Raw genomic sequence first — 16,904 nt, 5'->3', positions numbered from 1 at the left:
CGTCTGTTATGGGGCCGAGGTTACTCTTCGATAAAGGTCCACTCATCCTTGATGCGGCTGATGGCATCGGTCCGCTTTTTGGCCAGCTGCTCCTTGATCTCTTCCCCTTTGAAACCGGCTGCCACTATCTCTTTCACCGGCACCGCTTGGGCGGCAGCCAGCGCTTCGGCCACATAGTCCGGCTCGGCGTAGACCCGCTCCTCGAAACCGGTACGGCCGTGGAAGTCGGCGCGGCAGGCATCCAGCAACTGAGCAAAGCGCTCGGGGCGGCGCCAGGCATCCGCCTTGTCGAACACCTTGAGCAGGGTTGCGGGCTTGAGCTCAAAGGCGATATGGATGTGGGTGTGCAGATCGCTCACCAGCAGCGCCAGATCCCGGCACTCGTTGGGAACCCGGAACCGCTCGCACAGGGCGCGAATAAGCGGCAGCCCTTTCTGGCCATGACCGTGATGGCTTGGCCAGAACTCCTTGGGGGTTACTCCCTTGCCAAGGTCGTGGCAGAGGGCGGCAAAGCGGACGGTCAATTCCGGGGAGATCCGGCACGCCTGCTCCAGCACCATCAGGGTGTGGATGCCGGTGTCGATCTCCGGGTGCCACTTGGCCGGGGCGGGAACGCCGAACAGAGCGTCGATTTCGGGGAAGAGTGCCTTGAGGGCGCCGCACTGGCGCAGCACCTCGATAAAGATCTGCGGGGTCGGCCCCAGCAGCACTTTTTCCAGCTCCTTCCAGACCCGCTCCGGCGTGAGGTGGGCCAGCTCGCCAGCGGCCGTCATCTCGCTCATCAGGGCGAGAGTTTCCGGCGCTATGGTAAAGCCCTGAGCGTGGAAGCGGGCGGCGAAGCGGGCGACCCGCAGGATGCGCAGCGGATCTTCGGCAAAGGCGGGGGAAACGTGGCGCAGCAGCCGTTTTTCCAAATCCTCGATGCCACCGTAGGGATCGTGGAGCTGGCCCTGATCATCTTCGGCGATGGCGTTGATGGTGAGATCCCGGCGCAGCAGATCCTGTTCCAGCGTCACATCGGGGGCTGCGTGGCAGATAAAGCCGGTGTAGCCCTGACCCTGTTTGCGCTCGGTACGGGCGAGGGCATACTCCTGCTGGGTTTTGGGGTGAAGAAACACGGGAAAGTCGCGACCGACCTGGGTAAAGCCCAGCGCCAGCATCTGCTCCACGGTGGCGCCGACCACCAGATGATCCCTGTCGCCCAGCGGCAATCCCAGCAGGCGATCCCGCACTGCGCCCCCAACCAGATAAGTCTGCAAACCGTCTCTCCCGTCATCAATCGTGGGGCCGAGTATATCGTCTTTGTTACCGCTTTGCTGCCTGAGCACCACCTGCCCGCAGCGCCAGTCAGCGCGGCTTTGACTTGGGCGTGACGAGGCCTTACGCTGCCGCACCAGACAGCTGGCGCTGTGTTGTGGGATGACTTTATGCCCGCGCAGGCCAGATGAGCCGAAGGAACCGCAGAGTTCCCCTTATATCAACGACATGAGAACAACGTGAATCAATCAACCTTCGCAAGCCGGGTTCTGGAGTGGTACGAGCTTCATGGCCGCAAAACCCTGCCCTGGCAGCAGGAGAAGACCCCTTACCGGGTCTGGGTCTCGGAGATCATGCTGCAGCAGACCCAGGTCGCCACAGTCATCCCCTATTACCAGCGTTTTATGGCGCGCTTCCCCGATGTGGTGGCGCTGGCCGATGCCCCTGTCGACGAGGTGCTGCACCACTGGACCGGGCTTGGCTACTACGCCCGGGCCCGCAACCTGCACAAGGCGGCCCAGCAGATCCGCGATCACCACCATGGTCTCTTTCCCGAGAGTTTTGACGAGGTGATGGCGCTGCCGGGGATTGGCCGTTCAACCGCCGGGGCCGTGTTGTCGCTCTCCCTCGGTCAGCCCCACGCCATCCTTGATGGCAACGTGAAGCGGGTGCTCACCCGCTGGCTGGCCTTGCCGGGCTGGCCCGGCCTGAAACCGGTGGAGAACGAGCTGTGGGAGATCGCCATCCGGCTGACCCCCAAGCTGGGTGTGGCGCACTACAACCAGGCGATGATGGATATCGGGGCGACGATCTGCACCCGCAGCAAGCCTGCCTGTGATCGCTGTCCGGTGCGGGCCGATTGCCAGGGGCTGTCGCAAGGCAAGCCTACCGCTTATCCCAACAGCAAGCCCAAGAAGAGCATTCCGGCCCGCGATGGCGTCATGTTGTTGATCCGCCATGGCGATGAGTTGCTGCTGGAGAAGCGGCCGCCACAGGGGATCTGGGGCGGGCTCTACTGCTTCCCGCAGGTTGCTTCGCTGGCGGAGGTGGATGGTCTGCTGGCGTCCCTCGGCCTGAGCCATCACGGTTATCGGGAACTGGCCGGTTTTCGCCATACCTTCAGCCACTTCCATCTCGATATTCAGCCGCTGCTGATTGACATTGATGAGGCGCAGCCGCTGCGGCTCATGGAAGCAGATAACCGACTCTGGTATAACTTACGCCATCCTGCCGAGGTGGGGCTGGCGGCCGCCACGGCCCGTCTGCTCGGCTATCCAGAGTTACAACCATAGAGGTCAACATGAGCCGTACTGTATTTTGCCAACGCCTGAAAAAAGAGGGCCCGGGTCTGGATTTCCAACTCTATCCCGGTGAGCTCGGCAAGCGGATTTTTGACAACATCAGCAAGGAAGCCTGGGCCGAGTGGCAGAAGAAGCAGGTGATGCTGATCAACGAGAAAAAGCTCAACATGATGAATCTTGAGCATCGCCAACTGCTGGAAAAAGAGATGGTCAGCTACCTGTTTGATGCAGGTGAAGTGCAGATCGAAGGTTACACCCCGCCTGCCCAGTAAGCTCTCCGGCTGTTTACGTGTGAACAGGTGCGGGAATGGCGCCACACTGGCGTGACCGCTCCTGAAGTCGCAGCAAATGAATGATGGGCAGCTCTGCTGCCCGGTTTGAGGATCCTATGGGCCGAATTTTTTGGCTGCTGTGCACCCTGCTGTTTCTCTCTGCCTGCTCATCTTCCCCCAAGCCCAGCGGGAGTGAGGATGACGATCTGGTCAACGGCAAGGACATCCGCGGTTTTGAACACATGATCAGCGCGCTCTCCCATAACGTGAACGAGATATGGGGGCGGGAGGCGCTGTTTGCGGGCAAGTTTGACTACGTAAAATACACGGATCAGTACAAGAGCCGGGCCCACATCGACTTCTCCAGCGGCCACATCATGGTGGAGACGGTCTCGGGCATCGATCCCCGCGCTCACCTGCGTCGCGCCATCATCGAGACCCTGCTGACGCCGGACGATCCGGCCGAAGTGGATCTTTACTCCGACCGGGAAATTCTGACCGGCGGCGAGCCCTTCCTCTACGGTCAGGTGCTGGACAATCAGCGCCAGCCAATCCGCGCCTCCTGGCGCGCCGAGCGTTATGCCGATTACCTGCTCAACACGGCGATGAAGAAGCGCACTTTGGGGATTCGCACCATCTTCTTCGTCGATATTCCCATGGTGGCCAACCATGAAGATCGACGGGGCTACAAGTATGCGGGGATCATCCGGGAGGCGTCGCGCAAATACGGCGTGCCGGAGAGCCTGATCTATGCGGTGATCAAGACCGAGAGCAGCTTCAACCCCTATGCGGTGAGCCATGCCAACGCTTATGGCCTGATGCAGGTGATCCCGGCTACCGCCGGTCGTGACGTCTATGTTCGGGTCAAGGGCAAGAACGGCCAGCCGACCCGGGAGGAGCTGTTCAACCCGGCCTACAACATCGATGTTGGTACCGCCTATCTGCACCTGTTGCAGACCGTCTATCTGGCGGATATTCAGGATCCGCGCTCCCGTCGCTATGCGGTGATCTCCGCCTATAACGGTGGTGCGGGCGGGGTACTCAATACCTTCTCCAGCGATCGCAAGGCGGCGCCGGGCCGGATCAACCGGCTCTCCCCAGAGGCGGTCTATCAGGTGTTGACCGAGCAACATCCCAAAGAGGAGGCGCGCCGTTACCTCTACAAGGTCAATCAGGCCGAGAAGGGGTTCAAGAGAGCCTTTGCAAGTCGGGCCGGTTAAGCGGTGACGCTGGGTTAACCATGCAAAAGGGCGCTTGATATCAAGCGCCCTTTTAACGTCTGGCCAGTTCGTCGTTGAAGTGGCCTTATTTGGCAATAAAGCCGCCCTTGGTCTGCGGGGCAGCGCCCACTTTCTCCAGGGTTTTGACTTCCACTTCGGTCTTGTTCCAGCTGTGGTCCACTTCACCACGGATACGGATCTGATCATCCGGGCCCACTTCGGTGCCACGCCACACATCCTGATCCACTTCGACCTCCACTTCACCGCTGGCATCGCGGAACAGATAGTTCTCGCCGCCCAGGTGCTTGACCAGTTTCCCTTCCAGGGTGGCCCAGCTGTCATCGGCCAGATCTTTCAGCTGAGCAACGGAAACCTTGTTCTGCTCCTGCGGGCCGGTATAGGCCGCCATGGCAAAAGAGGAGACAGACATCAGGGTCAACAGTCCGATTACGCTTGCGCTTGCCTTGTTCATTTCATACTCCTGTCGTTGGTATGGGGGCATTGTGCCGGGGGAGATGTGAAACAAGCGTGAAAGAAATAGGCCGGTGTGATTGTCTGTTTTGTGAGCGCAAGCGATTTCATCGGTGGCGGAACATGTGTGATTTCATCTGGAACTGTAATCTGTCGCCTTCACCAGAAATCAGTGGCAGCAGACTCTTCCCATGCCTGTCGCCACTCGAGGAGAAGTCCGCAGGTCTCACCTGCTTAATCGAAGAGCATAACAATATGAAAAAATGGCTTGTTTGTTTATTGGGGTTAATGGCATTGACCGCGCAAGCGGCAGAGGGACGCCAACCTTTTTCCCGGGTCGTGATGTTTGGTGACAGCCTCTCCGACACCGGCAAGATGTACAAGAAGATGCGGGGGTATCTCCCCTCCAGCCCACCCTACTTCAACGGGCGTTTCAGCAACGGCCCGGTGTGGCTGGAGCAGTTGGGTGACGAGCGTTTTCCCGGTCTGGTCGTGGCCAACGAGGCGGAAGGCGGTGCGACCGCGGTGGCCTATAACCATCTGGGGGCTCTGAACGGCTGGCTCGGTTTCTGGTCCTGGGATCCCAAATATCAGGTGATCAACAACCTCGATTACGAGATCGATCAGTTCCTGAAAAAGGACAAGTTCCGCCCCGATGATCTGGTGGTGATCTGGGTCGGTGCCAACGACTATCTGGCCTATGGCTGGAACACCGAGCGGGATGCGGATCGGGTGATCGATACCATCCGGCTGGCATCCAACCGGTTGGTGCTCAACGGCGCGCAGCAGATCCTGCTGTTCAACATTCCTGATCTGGGGCAGACCCCGTCAGCCCGCAGCATGAAGGTGGTGGAGAAGGTACGCCATGTGGCCAGCTACCACAACCAGAAGTTGCAGAACCTCACTCGCGAGCTGGCTCCCCTTGGCATCGTGAAGCTGTTCGAAGTGGACAAGCAGTTTGACGAGATGATGCGCGATCCTCAGCAGTTCGGGCTGAGTGACACAGAACACGCCTGCTACGGTGGTGGCTATACATGGAAGCCGTTCTCCGGCAGCGCCGCGGAGGTGGCTGCGACCCCGGCTTTGAGTGTCTCCGAAAGAGTGGCTATTGCTGGTAACCCGATCCTGGCGCAGGCGGTGGTGAGCGGGCAGGCAAAAGGGCGAGCAGCGACTCTCAACTGCGATGAGCATATGTTCTGGGATCAGGTCCATCCGACCAGGACGGTGCACAAGGTACTGAGCCAGCGTGTTGCTGACTTTATCGATCAGCACTACGAGTTTGTTCGTCACTGATATCGCTTCGGGCCAGCATGTTGCTGGCCTTTTTTCCCCTTTCAGCCCTCATCTGTGCGTCTTTTTGCGTCACATCCAGTTCAAATAACAAACGTTTGTTGCTGTTTTTGTAACGTGGTTGCGTTAGAGTGTTTTTTGTTAATTGATATCAGTGACTTGAAAATAGGCTAACGTTGATATGCTGCGATCGCTTTTGGGTGGTTGCACCTATAAGACGAGGTGATATCAATCAACCTCCTCCTACATAAAGTTGCAGAGGCTCAAACATGAAAAAATCATTGATTACCTTGCTGGTTACCGGCTTGCTGGCGGCCAATGCCCAGGCTGCCGGTCAGGACAACACCTGGTATGGCGGTGCCAAACTGGGTTGGTCCAACTTCTACGGCATTGATGAAAGCAATGCCCTGACCCTTGGCAATGAGACCAACGATGCCTTGGGTGCAGGCGTGTTTGGCGGTTATCAGATCAACCAGAATCTGGGACTGGAGCTGGGTTACGATTATCTGGGCAATTACAAATACGATGCCACTACGGCGGCAGGCGCTTTCAGTGATGAAGTGAAAGCACAGCTGGCTCAACTGACCCTGAAACTGGGCTTCCCGGTTACCGATAATCTGGATCTGTATGGTCGTGTCGGTGGCGGTTATGGCTGGGCTGACACCAAGAGCGATGTCTACAAAGATGACAGCCGCTTTGTCATGGTCGGAGCACTGGGTGCCGAGTATGCATTCAACCTCGACTGGGCAGCTCGCCTGGAGTATCAGTACACCACCCCGTATGGCAGTCGTGATGATACCGGTTTGAGAATGGATAACGGCCTGCTCTCGCTGGCAGCGGTTTATCGCTTTGGTCAGGTTGCCCCTGTGGCGCCCGCCCCGGCCCCGGAACCGGCTCCTGCACCTGTGATGGTTGAGAAGCAGTTTACCCTGAGCTCCGATGTGCTGTTTGACTTCAACAAGGCGACTCTCAAGCCAGAGGCCAGTCAGGCACTGGATAGCCTCTATAGCCAGATTGAAGAAGCACGGCCCAAAGATGGCGTGGCAACCGTAATTGGTCACACCGACCGTATCGGTTCCGATGCCTACAACCAGAAGCTCTCTGAGCAGCGTGCCCAGACTGTTGCCAACTATCTGGTTGGTAAAGGGATTCCGGCCGCCAAGATCAATGTGGAAGGGCGTGGTAAATCCTCACCGGTTACCGGCGACAGCTGCGTCAGCAAGTCCAAGCGTGAGCTGATCGTCTGCCTGGCTCCGGATCGCCGTGTTGATGTGAAAGTCGAAGGTGTTAGCGAGGTGCAGGAGTAATCCTTCACACTGAGCAGAGTTCCACTGGGGCTGGAATGAACAGCCCCTGTCGGAGCAAGAGAGACCAAAAAGCCAGTCAGTTGATCTGACTGGCTTTTTACATTGGCATTGCGGTCGGGCAGGGGACAAATCAGGAAGGGAGCGGCATCACCCGGTTGCGTCCTAGCTCCTTGGCCTTGTAGAGCAGCTTGTCGGTACGTTCGACCAGACAGTCTGCGCTCTCCTGACCGTTGAACTCGCCCACGCCAAACGAGGCTGTGATGTGGTCGATGCGGCGGCCCGATTTGCGATCCAGAATCGACATCCGCTCGATGGCGCGGCGCATGCTCTCCGCCATCTGTCTGGCCAGCGCCAGCGAGCGATGGGGGACCAGCATGGCGAACTCCTCCCCACCCAGCCGATAGGCGGTGACCCCCTCCTTGCAGGCATCGCGCAGCCGTTTGCTGAAGGCGCGTAGCACCTGATCGCCGAGCAGGTGCCCATATTCGTCGTTGAAGTTCTTGAAGCGATCGATATCGGCGAGGATCAGCGAGAAGGGGTGCTGGCTGCGGATCAACCCCTCCAGCTCCAGATCGAAGGCGCGGCGGTTGAGCAGGTTGGTGAGGGCATCTTCGTTGGCCAGTTTGCGTGTCTCGTTGAGCGCCGCCCGCAGCTCCTTGATCTCTTTCTCCGCATTGCTGAGCTGGTTGCGAAAGTGCATGGTGGACATGCGCACGTCCCGTGATTCGCGCACCAGCTCCCGCAGGATCCCCATGGTGTCTTCCAGGCTGAAGCCCTCGTCATCAATGCGGCTGAGCTTGTCAAAACTCTTGTCGAGCATCTCCTGAAACATGCCGGTATCGGAGATGGCGTCCTGCATGGAGTGGCCGAGCTCATTGGCCATGGCGGCGAGGCTCAGTTTCATCGCCTCCATCTGCTTCTCGTCCTGAGCGGCCAGATACTGGTGATAGAGCCGCTCGCAGGTGGTGAGCGAGCAGGTTCCCTGCATTTTGACTGCCTGATCAATCGCCTGGTTGAGCTCGGGCATGCTGGCCGAGACATAGTTGTACCACAGGTGGTAATTGTCCGGCGTCGTGGGGATCTGGTACTTGATCATCAAAGGGACCGCCTGTTTGAGATAGGCAGCGGATTGGGCAAATGTGTCCTTACTCATGAGTTCTGTGTCTCATCATGCCAGCGAACTGAAGATAGTATGACAGAGAGATTGGCCAAAAGGCAGCCGATGGATGCCATTCGCCCCCCCCTCCGATATAATGGCACCGTTACCACCTACCCTAAGGCCTGCTTATGTCTCAAAAAGATCCTTTCCTCGAACGCGAGGCCGAAAAATACGATAACCCCATCGCCAGTCGCGAGTTGATCCTGGAACTCATCAAGGGCCATGAAAAGCCCATGTCCCGTGAAGAGTTGGCCAAGGTCCTCAAGCTGAAAGATGAAGAGCCGTTGGAAGCCTTGCGTCGTCGTCTGCGCGCCATGGAGCGTGATGGACAACTGGTATTCACTCGCAACCAATGTTATGCCCTGCCGGATCGCCTGAATCTGGTCAAAGGTTATGTAATCGGCCACAAGGATGGCTTCGGTTTTCTGCGTCCGGAAGGTGGTGGTCCGGATCTGTATCTGAACAACCGAGAGATGCAGCGCCTGATGCATGGCGATTACGTGCTGGTGCAGCCGACCGAGATCGACCGCAAGGGTCGTCAGGAAGCGCGTCTGGTGCGCCTGCTCAAGTCCCGTGAGGCAGACATTGTCGGCCGTTACTTCGTCGAGAATGGCGTTGGTTTCGTGGTGCCGGATGACAGCCGTATTGGCCAGGACATCATCATCCCGGAAGGGGAAAACAAAGGGGCTCGCCAGAGCCAGGTCGTGGTTGTGCGCATCAATCAGCGCGCCACCTCCCGCATCAATGCCGTCGGCACCGTACTGGAAGTGCTGGGCGAGAATATGGCGCCGGGCATGGAGATCGAAATTGCCCTGCGTACCCACGGTATCCCGCACACCTGGCCGGAAGAGGTGACCAAAGAGGTTGCCGGTCTCGGCGAACAGGTGCCGGAGAAGGCCAAAGAGGGTCGCATCGACCTGCGTGCCCTGCCGCTGGTGACCATCGACGGGGAAGATGCCCGTGACTTCGATGACGCCGTCTTCTGTGAAGCCAAGCGTGGTGGCGGCTGGCGCCTGTGGGTTGCCATTGCTGACGTCTCCGCCTATGTGAAGCCTGGCACGGCGCTGGATGCCGAAGCCTATCAGCGCGGCAACTCCGTCTACTTCCCCGAGTTCGTGGTGCCCATGCTGCCGGAGGTGCTCTCCAATGGCCTCTGCTCGCTCAACCCGCAAGTTGACCGTCTCTGCATGGTGTGCGAGATGACCATCTCCGCCGCTGGCCGCATGTCCGGCTACAAGTTCTACGAAGCGGTAATGAACTCTCACGCCCGTCTGACCTACACCAAGGTTGCCGCGATCCTCGATGGCGATCCCAAGTTGCGCCAGCAGTATGATCCGCTGGTGGGCCACATCGAAGAGCTGAACAACCTCTACAAGGCGCTCAAGCATGCCCGTCACCAGCGTGGCGCGGTGGAGTTCGAGAGCGAGGAGACCCGCTTCATCTTCAACGCCCAGCGCAAGATCGACCGCATCGTGCCGCTGGTGCGCAACGATGCCCACAAGATCATCGAAGAGTGCATGATCCAGGCGAACGTGGCTGCTGCCCGTTACATCGAGAAGAACGAAGCCTTTGCCCTGTTCCGGGTACACGATCGTCCTGGCGAAGAGCGTCTGACCGGTTTCCGCGATTTCCTGGCCGAACTGGGTCTGGAGCTCAAAGGCGGTCTCGAGCCCGAGCCGAAAGACTTTGCCGAGCTGGCTGCCAAGTTTGAAGGGCGCCCGGATGCGGAGCTGCTCTCCACCATGCTGCTGCGCTCCATGCGTCAGGCCATCTATCAGGCCGACAACATCGGTCACTTCGGTCTGGCCCTGAAGTCCTACGCGCACTTCACCTCGCCGATCCGTCGCTACCCAGACCTGATCCTGCACCGGGCGATCAAGTACCAGACTGCCAAGGAGCAGCAGGGCAACCTGCGCCACAAGTGGACCCCGAGCGGTGGTTATCACTACCAACTGGAAGAAGTGGACCCGATGGGCGAGCACTGCTCCATGACCGAGCGCCGTGCCGACGATGCGACCCGCGACGTGGCCGACTGGCTCAAGTGCGAGTACATGCTGGATCACGTGGGTGACGAGTTTGACGGCGTTATCGCCAGCGTTACCGGCTTTGGCTTCTTCGTGCGTCTGGCGGAGATCCACATCGATGGTCTGGTGCACGTCAGCACCCTCACCAACGACTACTACCAATTTGATCCCCTGCACATGCAGCTGATTGGCGAGAACTTCCGCCGTCGCTACCGTCTGGGCGACAAGGTGCGCGTCAAGGTGATGGGCGTGAACCTGGACGATCGCAAGATCGACTTCGTGATGGTGGAAGAGCCGCTCAAGGCCACCGGCAAGAACGCGAAAGAGATGGCGCGCAAGCAGGCCGAGATCAAGAAAGAGAAGGCCAAGAGCGCCCAGCGCCACGAAAAACGTAAAGAGGGCAAGGATCACGGCAAATCCGACAAGGGTGGCCGCGCCAAACCCAGCAACAGACGACCGAGCAAAAAGGCTCGCGATAAGGCCAAGAGCACTAAATGAGCACTGAACTGATCTACGGCATTCACGCTGTATCTGCGCTGCTGGAGCGCACACCCGAGCGTTTCATCGAGGTATGGGCGCTGAAGGGGCGGGATGACGACCGGCTGCAACCCCTGCTGAACGAGCTGGAATCCCTCGGTCTCAAGGTGCAGAGCGTGAACCGCAAGACTCTCGACGATAAAGCGGAAGGCAACAATCACCAGGGCATCATGGCTCGGGTGAAAGAGGCGCCGAAGCTCGCCGAGCACGATCTGGCCAGCCTGCTGGACGAGCTGGCGGCACAACAGAGCCAGCCCTTCCTGCTGGTGCTGGATGGCGTGACCGATCCGCACAACCTCGGCGCCTGCCTGCGCAGCGCCGATGCTGCCGGGGCTCATGCGGTGATCGTGCCGCGGGACAAGGCCACGGGTCTCACCCCGATCGTGCGCAAGGTCGCCTGTGGCGCGGCCGAAGTGGTGCCGCTCATTCAGGTCACCAACCTGGCCCGCACCCTGCGCGAATTACAGGAGCGCGGAGTCTGGATTGTCGGTACCGCTGGCGAGGCCGATCACGACCTCTATCAGGCCAAACTGACCGGCCCGATGGCGCTGGTGATGGGAGCTGAAGGTAAAGGCATGCGCCGTCTGACCCGCGAACATTGCGACGAGCTGGTGAGCATCCCGATGGCGGGGGCGGTATCCAGCCTCAACGTCTCGGTGGCGACCGGCGTCTGCCTGTTTGAAGCCGTGCGTCAGCGTCGCGGTTAATCATGCTGACTGACAGACCCCCCTTCGATTGGGCGCAGGTCGCAGATAAAGAGGAGGCCGCGCGCCTCCTCTCTTTTGCCCGCCCGCTGACCCTCAGCCCGAAAAGCTGCCTCTGGCATGCTGGCGACAGCCCGGATCTGTTGGTCAGGGTGGAGCAGGGGCTGCTGCGGGCCAAGCTGGTGCTGGAGGATGGCCGCGAGTACATCAAGGAGTTCTACTGGGAGGGGGACGAGTTTCTCGACTTCCACCACCTGCTTAGTGGCGAGCCAGCCCGCTACAGCGTGGAGGCGCTGGAGCCCTGCCGTCTGCAGCTGTTCAGTCTGGCCGACTTGCGCCAGTTGCCCGGCTGGCCGCGCTGGTACCAGCACCTGCTGGAGGTGCAGTTGCGCATCAAGGAGGAGAAGGAGCAGTTGCTGCTCACCGGCAGCCCGCAGGCGCGCTACCAGCACTTTCTCGACAGCTTTCCCGCACTCGATGCCAGAGTGCCCGACCACCAGATCGCCGCCTATCTCGGCATAACTCCGATCAGCCTGAGCCGCATTCGCAAACGGCTGAAAGAACTTAACAAAGGTTAATGCAGGGCGCTGGCGCCACGATTATGCTGGCAGGCCGAACTGATAAGGAGTTGCCGATGAACTGGATCCTGAAACCCTGGTCTGAACTGACCACTGACGAGTTGTATGAGTTGCTGGCGCTGCGGGCCGAGGTGTTCGTGGTGGAGCAGACCTGCCCCTTTCAGGATCTGGACGGGCTCGATCGCCGCGAGGGGGTCTGGCACCTGCTCGGCTATCAGGGCGATCTGCTGGCCGCCTATGCGCGGATCATGGCGCCCGGCATCGGCGACGAGAGCGGCGCCGCCATCGGTCGGGTGGTGACCTCGCCCAAGGCGCGTGGCGGTGGTCTTGGTCATAAGCTGATCAGCGAAGCGGTCAAGGCGTGCGAGGCGCGCTGGCCGACCCACAGCATCTGGCTGGGGGCGCAGGCCCATCTGCAGGGCTTCTACGGCCAGCACGGTTTTGTGGCTGTGGGGGAGGGGTATGTCGAGGACGATATCCCTCATATCGGCATGCGCAAGACGGTGGCCTGACAGGCCGGCAGCATTCGCGTGATTCGTTGCCCGGATCGGGCGATGGCTCCGCAGGGCGCCTGACGGGCAGATTCATGCCCTGATGATCGGATGAGGTTCACTATAAGTTTTGGTTAGGTCATCCCCCTAAAACCCATAAATTAAATTTATAGTGAGCCGTTCTGGCTGCAAATAGCCCTGCAACGGCGGTGGCGGCCCTAAGTAACACGGCTCCGATTTGCCTGATGCACAGAATGCAGAAGGGCCATCCCGCGGGATGGCCCTTCTCTTTATCGCTAGGCGATCACTTCTTCTTTTTCTTCTTGGTCGCTTTCTTCTTGCCATCGGCCGGCTTTTTCTTCTTCACCGGCACCCGCGCCTCTTTATGTTTGGGGCGCAGCTCGTCGATCACCCGGCGCTTGAGGCGCTCTTCGGTGTAGCGTTCGATCTTGGCGACCATCGCCATGTCGTGCGCTTCCACTAGGCTGATGGCACAGCCGCGGTTGCCGGCGCGGCCGGTACGGCCGATCCGGTGGACGTAGACATCGGCGCCGTAGGGCATGTCGTAGTTGATGACATGGCTGACGTTCGGCAGGTCGATGCCGCGGGCGGCGACGTCGGTGGCGATGAGGAAGGGCACTTCACCTTCGTGGAACTTGCGGATCGACTCGATACGCTTGCTCTGCTCCATCTCGCCACGGATCCAGGCGCAGGAGATGCCTGCCGCCTGCAGCTGGCCGGAGAGCTCCGCCAGACGCTCGCGGGTCTTGACGAAGATGATCGCCTTCTGGGTTTCCGGGTTTTTCAGGATGTGGGTCAGCAGCGCCAGTTTGTGGGCTGCGTCATCGGCCAGATGGATCCACTGGGTGATGGGGCGACGCTCGCTGCGCGGCGGCTCGGCGTGCAGCTCCACCGGATCTTTCAGAATTTCGCTGGCGAACTTCTCAAGGCCGGCCCCTTCCAGAGTGGCGGAGAAGAGCATGGTGTGCTTGCGGTAGCGCGCTTCGGCCACGATGCGGTTCACATCCTTGATAAAGCCCATGTCCAGCATGCGGTCCGCTTCATCCAGCACCAGCACTTCGATGTCGTGGCTCTCGAACTCCTCTTTCTCGATGTACTCGAGCAGACGGCCCGGGGTGGCCACCACGATGTCGGTGGTTTTGGTCAGGGCAGGCAGCTGCTCTTCATGGCTGACGCCGCCGATGATGGTCTCGATGCTGAGGTTGGTGTGAGCCGCCAGCGCCTTGGCGTGGGCGGTCACCTGCAGAGCCAGCTCGCGGGTCGGGGTCAGGATCAGCATGCGGCAGGGGCCCGGCTTGCGGCGCGGGAAGTCCAGCAGGTGCTGGAGTGCCGGCAGCAGGAAGGAGGCAGTCTTGCCGGTACCGGTCGGTGCGGATGCCAGAATATCGCGGCCGTCCAGGGCTGGCTCCAGCACCATCTGCTGGATGGTGGTGGGGCGGGTGAATCCCATCTCGGCCAAGGCCCGGTTGAGGGCTGGGTGCAGGTCGAAATCATCAAAGGACTGGCTCATGGCAATACTCGGTCATTAAGGAAACGGCAGATTATAGGCGATTATCTCGTCGGCTCCTATTGGTGAGTGTGTTTTAGCCGCTATAATCGCCCACCATTTTTGCAGATGACGGGGGCCAGATGGGACGTAGTCGCGGATTTACCTTCAAACAGTTCCATATCAATCACGATCGCTGCGCCATGAAGGTGGGTACCGATGGCATTTTGCTCGGTGCCTGGGCGCCGGTCGAACAGGCGCGTCGAGTGCTCGATATCGGCACCGGCAGCGGCCTGATCGCCCTGATGCTGGCCCAACGCAGCAGATCTGACTGTCGTCTTGATGCGGTCGAGCTGGATATTAATGCGGCCAGTCAGGCGCGGGAGAATGCGGCTGCCTCTCCCTGGGCCGGTCGGGTGACCGTCATAGAGAGTGCCATTCAGGATTATCAGGCTGCCCCTTACGATCTTGTCGTCTCCAACCCTCCCTATTTCGTGGCAGGCCAGTCATTTAGCGATCCGGCGCGGGCGTTGGCCCGCCATACCGGCGCCCTCGACAGCCACGCATTACTGGCGGCCTGCGATCGTTTGCTGAGCCCGAACGGGCAGGTAGCGCTGGTGCTGCCGACGGCGATGGCCGATGAAATTTTATGCATTTCGGCGAATTATGATCTGCATGGCATTTGTTATACAGCTGTTATCACCAGAGAGGGTAAAGAGGCAAATCGTGTTTTATTGCTACTTGGCAGAGGATTAAACAGGTGTGAGAGGGGTGAAATTGTGATCCATTCTGCTGATGGGGCCTATTCCGACAGATATATCCAACTGACCAACCCCTTCTATTTGAAGATGTAAATTTCGTCTTGAACTATTTTTTCACGCCATTATGCTGGTTCCAGATCGAGCGCCCGCTCCAGACCAGCTAAAACCACTGGTTGCGATGAAAAAACATGCGGGGCTCTTTTTTTATACCCCCTGAACACACCCGGTCAGCGACCGATAAAAACTATAACAAGCAATAATTTACAAGACAGACGAGGTTGAACTTGACGAAATCACTCACATTGTCCGATGTACTCGGATTAGGGTTTATGACCTTCGCCTTCTACCTGGGCGCCGGTAACATCATTTTCCCGCCGTTGGCCGGTTACATGGCTGGTGAGCACCTCTCCCTGGCGATGTTTGGCTTCCTGGTCACTGCCGTGGGGCTGCCTTTGGTGACCATTCTGGCCGTGGCGAAAGCCGGTAACGGTTGGGCTGGCATGACCAAACTGCTGCCTGCCGGTGTCGCGACTGCGCTGGCCGTTGCCATCTATATCATCATAGGCCCGGCCTTTGCCGCGCCCCGTACCGGTCTGGTTGCCTATGAAATGGGCCTCAAGCCGTTCATCGGTGACATGGGGCAAGCGGGTCTGGCTGCCTATACCGTGATCTTCTTTGGTGTGGCCATTCTGGTCTCCATGAACCAGGGCAAGCTGATGGACGCCATCGGCAAATACCTGACTCCGGTACTGATGCTGCTGCTGCTGACTCTGGCGATCGGTGTATTCGTAGCACCGCAAGGCTCCATGCCTGATGCGTCCGGTGACTATCAGAACAGCCCCTTCGTCAAAGGGATCCTGGAAGGCTACAACACCATGGACACCCTGGCGTCCCTGATGTTTGGCGCCCTGATCGTCGATCTGCTGCGCCAGAAAGGCATCAACGATTACAAGAGCCAGTTCAAGTATCTGGCCATTGCCGGCCTTATCTCTGCCGTTGGTCTGAGCGTGGTGTACGTCTCCCTGTTCCAGCTGGGTAACACTGCAGCCGGTGTGGCGACCGATGTCAGCAATGGTGGCGCCATCGTCAACGCCTACGTACTGAGCCTGTTTGGTCAACCGGGTCAGTTCATTCTGGCGGCCATCATCACTCTGGCGTGCTTTACCACTGCCGTCGGTCTGATCTCTGCCTGTTCCGATTTCTTCCACAATCTGACCGGTATGGCTTACAAGAAGCTGGTGGTGTTGCTGGGCGTTATCTGTGCCGTGGTGGCCAACGTGGGTCTGAGCCAGTTGATCAGCCTCTCCATTCCGGTGCTGGTTGCCATCTATCCCGTTGCCGTGGCGCTGGTACTGGTCACCTTCCTGAAGGGTTATTTCGGCCGTCCCCGTCTGGTGTTCCGTGGCGTGTTGATGGTTGCCTTCCTGTTTGGTTGCCTGGATGGTCTGGGTGCTGCCGGTATGAAGATGGATGCGTTTGCCTTCCTGCCGCTGTTCGACAAGGGCCTCGCCTGGCTGATGCCGACCCTGCTGGCCTGCGTAGTTGGCGTGATGGTGCGTCCGACCGAGATGGCTGCCGAAGCTGCCTGATCACGCCCGATGTGATATTGCCAAGAGCCTGCCCCGTGCAGGCTCTTTTGTTTTCTGTGAGCCTCGCATCTCACCTCGCTTTGCTGCCGTAATTGTCACTGTACGCAGAGCAGATAGCATCTGAGCAGCCGTATCTTGCCGCTATAACCTGTCCCCCTCTTCTGGCCTCTCATACCTACGTGTGACACCTCTTTATGGAGCGCCGAGTTGTTCGGCGATTAATTCCGCAGCGGTAAATTGTTTCAAGATATTAATTGGTGATTGAGATCGAACTCCTCTTCTTTATGCTAAAGGTGGTGCGCCTCATCCGGTCCGCTGGCCGTGTGGGGGCGAGAGGTATTGTTACCGGTTATCTGCCAGGCAGTGGGTGCAATCAATAACAAGCTGATAAGGCAGATGAGGTTGAGTTTGACGAAATCATTGAAGTTGTCCGACG

15 protein-coding genes are annotated in these 16,904 nt (G+C 59.1%); 11 read left to right on the top strand and 4 right to left on the bottom strand.

All coding sequences use genetic code 11. The features are described 5' to 3' along the window. Positions 1-20: 20 nt before the first annotated feature. Positions 21-1,259, bottom strand: coding sequence for a multifunctional CCA addition/repair protein (locus ACTG1K_RS21380; protein ID WP_440006687.1), 1,239 nt, complete (start codon positions 1,257-1,259; stop codon positions 21-23). Between the two features lie 237 nt (positions 1,260-1,496). Between ACTG1K_RS21380 and mutY the strand changes: the two genes are divergently transcribed. The 3 genes from mutY (at position 1,497) to mltC (ending at position 4,050) form a co-directional block, all read left to right on the top strand. Next, complete coding sequence (mutY, locus tag ACTG1K_RS21375; RefSeq protein WP_144714978.1) at positions 1,497-2,549, top strand: A/G-specific adenine glycosylase; 1,053 nt, start codon at positions 1,497-1,499, stop codon at positions 2,547-2,549. Between the two features lie 8 nt (positions 2,550-2,557). Then, a complete protein-coding gene (locus tag ACTG1K_RS21370; RefSeq protein ID WP_005335828.1) occupies positions 2,558-2,830 on the top strand; it encodes an oxidative damage protection protein in 273 nt (90 codons plus the stop codon). Positions 2,831-2,946: 116 nt separating this feature from the next. Next, entirely contained in the window at positions 2,947-4,050 is a 1,104-nt protein-coding gene (gene mltC / locus ACTG1K_RS21365; RefSeq protein WP_005354839.1) for a membrane-bound lytic murein transglycosylase MltC, read from the top strand. 85 nt (positions 4,051-4,135) lie between these two features. On the opposite strand, the gene ACTG1K_RS21360 is transcribed toward mltC, so the two are convergent. After that, the gene (locus tag ACTG1K_RS21360; protein WP_005335826.1) at positions 4,136-4,522 is read right to left on the bottom strand and encodes a YgiW/YdeI family stress tolerance OB fold protein; all 387 of its coding nucleotides are present in this window, start codon (positions 4,520-4,522) and stop codon (positions 4,136-4,138) included. A 254-nt stretch (positions 4,523-4,776) separates the two neighbouring features. On the opposite strand from ACTG1K_RS21360, the gene ACTG1K_RS21355 reads away from it, so the two are divergent. Beyond that, positions 4,777-5,814, top strand: a complete 1,038-nt coding sequence (locus ACTG1K_RS21355) for an SGNH/GDSL hydrolase family protein (protein ID WP_042081581.1) — start codon at positions 4,777-4,779, stop codon at positions 5,812-5,814. A gap of 266 nt (positions 5,815-6,080) precedes the next feature. After that, on the top strand, positions 6,081-7,118 hold the full coding sequence (gene ompA, locus ACTG1K_RS21350; protein WP_005363030.1) for a porin OmpA: 1,038 nt from the start codon (positions 6,081-6,083) through the stop codon (positions 7,116-7,118). A gap of 130 nt (positions 7,119-7,248) precedes the next feature. On the opposite strand, the gene ACTG1K_RS21345 is transcribed toward ompA, so the two are convergent. Next, the gene (locus tag ACTG1K_RS21345; protein ID WP_019445736.1) at positions 7,249-8,271 is read right to left on the bottom strand and encodes a GGDEF domain-containing protein; all 1,023 of its coding nucleotides are present in this window, start codon (positions 8,269-8,271) and stop codon (positions 7,249-7,251) included. A 134-nt stretch (positions 8,272-8,405) separates the two neighbouring features. On the opposite strand from ACTG1K_RS21345, the gene rnr reads away from it, so the two are divergent. Genes rnr through ACTG1K_RS21325 form a run of 4 tightly spaced genes read left to right on the top strand, consistent with a single transcriptional unit; the run spans position 8,406 to position 12,632 of the window. After that, positions 8,406-10,799, top strand: coding sequence for a ribonuclease R (rnr, locus tag ACTG1K_RS21340; RefSeq protein ID WP_005354835.1), 2,394 nt, complete (start codon positions 8,406-8,408; stop codon positions 10,797-10,799). Then, on the top strand, positions 10,796-11,545 hold the full coding sequence (gene rlmB, locus ACTG1K_RS21335; protein WP_201953495.1) for a 23S rRNA (guanosine(2251)-2'-O)-methyltransferase RlmB: 750 nt from the start codon (positions 10,796-10,798) through the stop codon (positions 11,543-11,545). Before rnr ends, rlmB begins: the two co-directional genes overlap by 4 nt. Positions 11,546-11,547: 2 nt before the next feature. Next, positions 11,548-12,120: a Crp/Fnr family transcriptional regulator gene (locus ACTG1K_RS21330; protein ID WP_108612042.1), complete on the top strand. Its 573-nt coding sequence runs from the start codon at positions 11,548-11,550 to the stop codon at positions 12,118-12,120. A gap of 56 nt (positions 12,121-12,176) precedes the next feature. Beyond that, positions 12,177-12,632: a GNAT family N-acetyltransferase gene (locus tag ACTG1K_RS21325; RefSeq protein ID WP_440006684.1), complete on the top strand. Its 456-nt coding sequence runs from the start codon at positions 12,177-12,179 to the stop codon at positions 12,630-12,632. A gap of 283 nt (positions 12,633-12,915) precedes the next feature. Here the strand turns inward: ACTG1K_RS21325 and srmB are convergent, their stop codons facing one another. Continuing rightward, a complete protein-coding gene (gene srmB / locus ACTG1K_RS21320; protein WP_421215736.1) occupies positions 12,916-14,142 on the bottom strand; it encodes an ATP-dependent RNA helicase SrmB in 1,227 nt (408 codons plus the stop codon). 119 nt (positions 14,143-14,261) lie between these two features. Here srmB and ACTG1K_RS21315 point away from each other — a divergent pair, with 119 nt between their 5' ends. Then, the gene (locus tag ACTG1K_RS21315) at positions 14,262-14,972 is read left to right on the top strand and encodes a tRNA1(Val) (adenine(37)-N6)-methyltransferase (protein WP_440006682.1); all 711 of its coding nucleotides are present in this window, start codon (positions 14,262-14,264) and stop codon (positions 14,970-14,972) included. Between the two features lie 191 nt (positions 14,973-15,163). Beyond that, a complete protein-coding gene (gene brnQ, locus ACTG1K_RS21310; RefSeq protein WP_005335813.1) occupies positions 15,164-16,468 on the top strand; it encodes a branched-chain amino acid transport system II carrier protein in 1,305 nt (434 codons plus the stop codon). Positions 16,469-16,904 lie beyond the last annotated feature (436 nt).

This window comes from Aeromonas sp. 102P, from assembly GCF_051920345.1.
Taxonomy (GTDB): domain Bacteria; phylum Pseudomonadota; class Gammaproteobacteria; order Enterobacterales; family Aeromonadaceae; genus Aeromonas; species Aeromonas veronii.
The sequence above is the reverse complement of the archived record's forward strand: the minus strand, read 5'-3'. Positions and strand labels throughout refer to the sequence as shown.